Source organism: Collinsella sp. LCP19S3_B6, assembly GCF_052121815.1.
In the GTDB taxonomy this organism is placed as follows: domain Bacteria; phylum Actinomycetota; class Coriobacteriia; order Coriobacteriales; family Coriobacteriaceae; genus Collinsella.
The window spans coordinates 1-5,585 of record NZ_JBQKDN010000036.1 but is presented as its reverse complement, the minus strand read 5'-3'; the positions used below and the strand labels follow the sequence as shown (position 1 = coordinate 5,585).

Below are 5,585 nucleotides of genomic sequence, written 5' to 3'. Positions count from 1 at the left end.
TCGACTAAACGCGCAGCGTGCGCGGGCCCTCCCGACGGGAAACGAAAAAGCCCGGTTTAAAACCGGGCCCGAACAAACACGCCTATTGACAATGGCTTTCTCATATTAAAAAGAAAAGCCCCCGTTGCCGGGAGCTTTAAAGTCAATTGGTGCGGCGTATAGGATTCGAACCTATGACGTTCTGATTCGTAGTCAGACCCTCTATCCAGCTGAGGTAACGCCGCAACGCACGGATTATTATGCACGCGAGGCCCCGACGGGTCAAGCGACAATTTGAAAAAATTTTACGATGTGATGATTATGCTGCTCGCGCCTCGACCGAGGTTCGAATCCATGCATGGCTTCCAAAAAAGAAAAGCCCCCGTTGCCGGAGGCTTCAAGTTCGATTGGTGCGGCGTATAGGATTCCGCGCATCCGCTTCGCGGATCCGCACCGGCTTTGCCCGCCTGCCGGCGCGCTCGCCCGCTCGCTAAAAACGCTCCGCGTTTTCTTTACGCTCGCGCCTCGACCGAGGTTCGAATCCATGCATGGCTTCCAAAAAAGAAAAGCCCCCGTTGCCGGGAGCTTTAAAGTCAATTGGTGCGGCGTATAGGATTCGAACCTATGACGTTCTGATTCGTAGTCAGACCCTCTATCCAGCTGAGGTAACGCCGCAGCGCAAGACATATGAAACCATTTTAGTTAATTGGAGTCAAGCACAATCTTGATTTTTTTCTAGACCATTTTCCTCATGCAGCTCCGCATGTATCACCGTTCCCCATACGATCGATCGGCTTTTCAACCACATCGAACCCAACACCGAGTTCCCTCAATAGCGAGCGCACCCGCTGGGCGCAATCATACTCGGCAAACGAGATACTCAGCATGCGTGCCACCTGGTTAGAAGTCCCGACTCCATAGAACCGTTCGAGTGTTGTAAGTCCTTCGTGCGTCACAAAGGTCTCAACTACATGTGGCGACTCCTCAAAGCACCATTGGGTCAACGGACCCTCGCTCGTTTGCCTCACCACCAAGCCACCCATACCCGATGGCTCACACGTAACTAGCAGGTGCTCCCCACCTTCATCGCTCTCAAACAAAACTACCCGCTCATCAAACAGGTCCATCACATCCCCCTTCTCTCGCTCGTATCTAGTAAAAGAATAGCAGGTAGACGATCGTATACAGAACATTTGTTCGTGTGTTTTCTATTGAGCTGTCCGCGCGACATGGTAAGGCTCCGCGCACAAAAAGGCGCCCCGGATAGGGGCGCCCCCGCAAATCGCTTATGCAGCAAACCTACGCGACCGGCTCGATCTTCTCGAGGCCGCCCATGTAAGGACGCAGAACCTCGGGGATCGTAATGGTGCCGTCGGCGTTCTGGTAGTTCTCCAGAATGGCGGCCATGGTGCGGCCAGCCGGTAGACCGGAACCGTTAAGGGTGTGCAGGTAGCGCGAGCCCTTGAAGTTCTCGGGATCGCGATACTTGATGTTGGCGCGGCGGGCCTGGAAGTCGCCGCAGTTGGAGCAGGAGCTAATCTCCTTGTAGGCGTTGTAGCTCGGCAGCCAGACCTCGATGTCGTAGGTCTGACGGGCAGAGAAGCCAAGGTCGCCGGTGCACAGGCTAATCACACGATACGGAAGACCCAGCTGCTGAAGCAGGAACTCGGCCTCGGCGGTCATGCTCTCGAGCTCCTCGTCGGACTCCTCCGGCTTGGCAAACTTGACCATCTCGACCTTGTCGAACTCGTGCTGGCGGATGATGCCGCGGGTGTCGCGACCAGCGGAGCCGGCCTCCTCGCGGAAGCAGGGGGTGAAGGCGGTGTAGCGGCGCGGCAGGGTGTCGGCATCGAGAACCTCGCCGGCGTGCAGGTTGGTAAGCACGACCTCGGCGGTGGGGATCAGGAAGTTATCGCCCGAGACATGATAGGCGTCGTCCTCGAACTTGGGCAGTTGGCCCGTGCCAAACATGGTCTGGCGCTTGACGACGACGGGCGGCCACCACTCCTTAAAACCACGGCTGGTGTGCGTATCGAGGAAGAAGTTGATGAGGGCGCGCTCCAGACGGGCGCCGGCGCCACCGAGAACGGTGAAGCGGCTACCGGAGAGCTTGTTGCCGCGCTCGAAGTCGAGGATGTCGAGGTCGGTGCCCAGATCCCAGTGCGGTTTAAAGTCGAAGTCGAACTCACGCGGGGTGCCCCAACGACGGCGCTCGATGTTCTCGTCCTCGTCCTTGCCGTACGGGGTGGCCTCGCAGGGAATGTTGGGCAGGTGAGCCATAAAGTCGTACTGCTCCTGCTCGAGAACGGTGCGGCGCTCGGCCAGACCGTCGATCTTCTCGTTGACGGCGCGCACGGCCTCCTTGGCGGCCTCGGCCTCGTCCTTCTTGCCCTCTTTCATCAGGGCGCCGATCTTCTTGGACTCGGCATTACGCGTGGCCTGGAGCTCCTCGACCTCGGTGATGACGGCACGACGCTCATCGTCGAGCTCAAAGAACTTCTCGCGATCCCAAGACGTCTGGCGGTTAGCCATGGCGGTATCGATGGCATCGGGGTTCTCGCGAACAAACTTGATATCAAGCATTAGATCCTCCGGCGATATACATTCCATTTAGGTTGCAACCTTGTACATGTATGGGCAAGTATATACTTATGAGCGTTTACGACCCAACTCAACTACGCAAGAAGGCACCCAATGGACGCAGTTTTTTCCTTTTTGTTTGGCACCCGCACCGGTTTTGCCATCCTTTTCGCCGGCGGTATCCTGCTGTTTGCGATTCTTGCCTTTGTAATGGAGAAGCGCACCCATAAGCTCTACGTCGACCGCGGGCCCAAATCCGAAGAAGATCAAGACAGCTTCTGGGACTAACCTGCCATTTAGGGACAGGTTTATTTTGGTCGGTTTTATCTGGGCAAACGCAAGCGCCCCGCAACCGGTATCAACCCGGTTGCGGGGCGCTTTTCGCTATAGAGATAAAACCGCAGGAAAAACCTGCCAAAATAAACCTGTCCCTAAATGGCAGGTTTACTGAAGGGTGGCGTCGATGGCCTTGACCAGGGCGCTGCGCATGCCGGCATCCTCGAGCGCGACGACGCCCTTGATGGTTGCGCCGCCGGGCGAGCACACGGCATCCTTCATCGCCGCAGGATGCTGCCCAGTTGCAAGCTGCAGTTTCGCCGTACCCAGAACCATCTGGCTTACAATGCGATAGGCGTCGGCGCGCGGAATGCCGTGCTTGACGGCCGCGTCGCCCAGGGCCTCAATCGCCATGGCAACAAATGCCGGGGCGCAACCGCCCACGGTACCGCCCACAAACAGCAAGCTCGTATCGAGCTCAACGACAGTGCCAAGCTTTCCGAGCAGATCGAGCACCACGGCACGCTGCTCGCCGTTGAGCGTAGAGGACTTCTCGCAGGCGATGACGCCCTCGCCCACCGAAACCGGTGTATTGGGGACCGTCGAGATGTGCGCGACACCCGGCAGGACCTGCTCCCACTTGGCACTGTCCCAAGTCCAGGCGACCGAAAGGACGACCTTATCGGCAAGAGTATCCTTGAGCGGAGCGAAGGCCTTCTCGATCATGTACGGCTTGACCGCAGCAACCACGATATCGGATACAGCGACAACCTCCGCCGCATCACGACAGGCAAGTATCCCACGCGCCTCACAGCGCTCAACCAGGGCATCGTAGCGGCCCGCGCAGGCACACATGTCGCTCGCAGCCACACCGGCGGCAATCCAGCCATCGGCCATAGCGCTCGCCATATTGCCAAAACCGACAAATCCAATCTTCATATCTCATAGTCCTCTCAGACAGGTTCTTCAAATCGAGAGCTATTGTCCCACGGCATTGTTTCGTGTTGCCGACCTATTTGTGATACGGCTCACCACGGCTAATCTTGCAGGCGCGGTAGACCTGCTCCAGCAGCACCACGCGCGCCAAGTTATGCGGCAAGGTAATGCGTCCAAAGCTGAGCATTTCGTCAGCTCGTGAGCGAACATCGTCGCTCACGCCGTCCGATCCGCCAATCACAAAGGCGATGTCGCTGTTGCCTCGCAACATAAGATCATCGAGCCGCGCCGAGAGTTCCTCACTCGAGCGCTCTTTGCCCTCAATGGCCAGCAGAATCACATGCGCTCGGGGCGGCAGGGCTGCAAGAATCGCCGCTCCCTCCTTGTCGCGCGCGGCATCCACGCCGCCCGCCTTGGCCGGGTCGATATCGGCCACCTCGCGCATATCCACCTTGGCATAGGCGCCCAGGCGCTTGGTGTACTCGGCGCAGGCATCCTTCCAAAAACGCTCTTTGAGCTTACCGACGCATACAACGGTGCACTTCACGCGCGCCTACTCCTTCGAATCGTTTTGAACTTTGCCGGCGGTCAGCATCTGCTCGAACATAGAGGCCGACTGCGAAAAGTCGCTCGGCAGCACGACCGTCGATGTTTTACCCGTGCGAGCGAACTCCGTCATCATCTCGGACCATTGCGTAAACATGAACAGCTGGTTGGCCTCATCGTTGCCGACGCCCGTCTCCTGGATAATCTCGAGCGAATCCTTGATACCCAGCGCGATGGCCTTGCGCTGGTTGGCGATGCCTTCACCCGCCTTTTCCATTGCCTCGGCCTCGGCGGTCGCCTCGGTAACGCGCTTGATGCGGTCGGCCTCAGCGAGCTCCTGCGCAGCAGCGCGCTTACGCTGGGCGGCGTTGATGTCATTCATAGAGTTTTCGACCTCGGTCGGCAGCGCGATCTTGGTGATGAGCGTCGACACGAGGGTAAAGCCGTAGGCGGCCATCTGCTCGGATACGGTGGCGTTGACGTCCTTGGCAATGTCATCCTTCTTGGCAAATACCTCATCAAGGGTATAGACAGGGATGGAAGAGCGCAGGGCATCGGTAATGAAGTCGCGCATCTGGTCGACGGGCTCCTGCAGCATGTAGTAGCTCTTGTAGATGCCCGAATCTGCCGGGCCGGCTCCCATGTCATAGCTCACGTGGTACTGAGCAGAGACCTCAAGGCCGATAGTCACGTTGTCCTGGGTCTTAACGTCGATCCCAAAACCGTTTTTCATGGTGCGCAGACTCACCGTGGCGGCCTTGCGGTCGATCACGGGCACCTTCATGTGGAAACCCGCGTTGACGATGCGGTTAAACTTGCCCAGGCGCTCGATGATCACAGCATGCTGCTGTTCAACGACATAGCAGGCGTTGGGAAGCAGTAGCAACAAAATGATGATGGGAAGCAGAAGGCTCGTAAGGGCAGCGATAATACCGGATAACAGCATGGTCTCTCCTCCGATGGGCACACGTTGGCACTAGGATACCCGCACAAAGCAGCCATGTGACACCATCAGGAGGCCCATAACAAAAAAGCTCCCATTGCTGGGAGCTCTTTCTATCAATGGTGCGGGCGAAAGGACGTCCGCGTATCCGCCGCGCGGATCCGCACCGGCTTCGCCCGCCTGCCGGCGGACTCGCCAGCTCGCTAAAAACGCCCCGCGTTTTCTTGACGCTCGCTCCTTCGCAGGTTCAAGTCCCTGCGATGGGCCCATAACAAAAAAGCTCCCATTGCTGGGAGCTCTTTCAATCAATGGTGCGGGCGAAAGG

General features: G+C 57.9%; 6 protein-coding genes and 2 tRNA genes. 1 reads left to right on the top strand and 7 read right to left on the bottom strand.

The window, feature by feature from the left end:
- Positions 1-147: 147 nt before the first annotated feature.
- From ACTQWD_RS08610 to serS, 4 genes are all read right to left on the bottom strand, one after another.
- Positions 148-224: transfer RNA gene (locus ACTQWD_RS08610), tRNA-Arg, on the bottom strand.
- Between the two features lie 353 nt (positions 225-577).
- Positions 578-654: transfer RNA gene (locus ACTQWD_RS08605), tRNA-Arg, on the bottom strand.
- 74 nt (positions 655-728) lie between these two features.
- Complete coding sequence (locus ACTQWD_RS08600) at positions 729-1,106, bottom strand: hypothetical protein (RefSeq protein ID WP_441540465.1); 378 nt, start codon at positions 1,104-1,106, stop codon at positions 729-731.
- A 172-nt stretch (positions 1,107-1,278) separates the two neighbouring features.
- Positions 1,279-2,562 carry a serine--tRNA ligase gene (gene serS / locus ACTQWD_RS08595; protein WP_441559743.1) on the bottom strand — a complete coding sequence of 428 codons (1,284 nt, stop codon included), beginning with the start codon at positions 2,560-2,562 and terminating at the stop codon, positions 1,279-1,281.
- Positions 2,563-2,673: 111 nt separating this feature from the next.
- Between serS and ACTQWD_RS08590 the strand changes: the two genes are divergently transcribed.
- A complete protein-coding gene (locus ACTQWD_RS08590; RefSeq protein ID WP_195838594.1) occupies positions 2,674-2,847 on the top strand; it encodes a DUF6724 family protein in 174 nt (57 codons plus the stop codon).
- A 156-nt stretch (positions 2,848-3,003) separates the two neighbouring features.
- On the opposite strand, the gene proC is transcribed toward ACTQWD_RS08590, so the two are convergent.
- From proC to ACTQWD_RS08575, 3 genes are all read right to left on the bottom strand, one after another.
- Positions 3,004-3,774 (bottom strand): pyrroline-5-carboxylate reductase, encoded by a 771-nt coding sequence (gene proC / locus ACTQWD_RS08585; RefSeq protein WP_441559742.1) that lies wholly within the window; start codon positions 3,772-3,774, stop codon positions 3,004-3,006.
- Between the two features lie 73 nt (positions 3,775-3,847).
- On the bottom strand, positions 3,848-4,318 hold the full coding sequence (gene rlmH / locus ACTQWD_RS08580; protein ID WP_370450649.1) for a 23S rRNA (pseudouridine(1915)-N(3))-methyltransferase RlmH: 471 nt from the start codon (positions 4,316-4,318) through the stop codon (positions 3,848-3,850).
- Between the two features lie 6 nt (positions 4,319-4,324).
- Positions 4,325-5,263 (bottom strand): SPFH domain-containing protein, encoded by a 939-nt coding sequence (locus ACTQWD_RS08575; RefSeq protein WP_117848150.1) that lies wholly within the window; start codon positions 5,261-5,263, stop codon positions 4,325-4,327.
- Positions 5,264-5,585 lie beyond the last annotated feature (322 nt).

Bases quoted from the DNA above. Each gene is read 5' to 3' on its own strand.
- ACTQWD_RS08600 (WP_441540465.1), bottom strand. From the start codon at position 1,106: ATGGACCTGTTTGATGAGCGGGTAGTTTTGTTTGAGAGCGATGAAGGT.
- serS (WP_441559743.1), bottom strand. From the start codon at position 2,562: ATGCTTGATATCAAGTTTGTTCGCGAGAACCCCGATGCCATCGATACC.
- ACTQWD_RS08590 (WP_195838594.1), top strand. From the start codon at position 2,674: ATGGACGCAGTTTTTTCCTTTTTGTTTGGCACCCGCACCGGTTTTGCC.
- proC (WP_441559742.1), bottom strand. From the start codon at position 3,774: ATGAAGATTGGATTTGTCGGTTTTGGCAATATGGCGAGCGCTATGGCC.
- ACTQWD_RS08575 (WP_117848150.1), bottom strand. From the start codon at position 5,263: ATGCTGTTATCCGGTATTATCGCTGCCCTTACGAGCCTTCTGCTTCCC.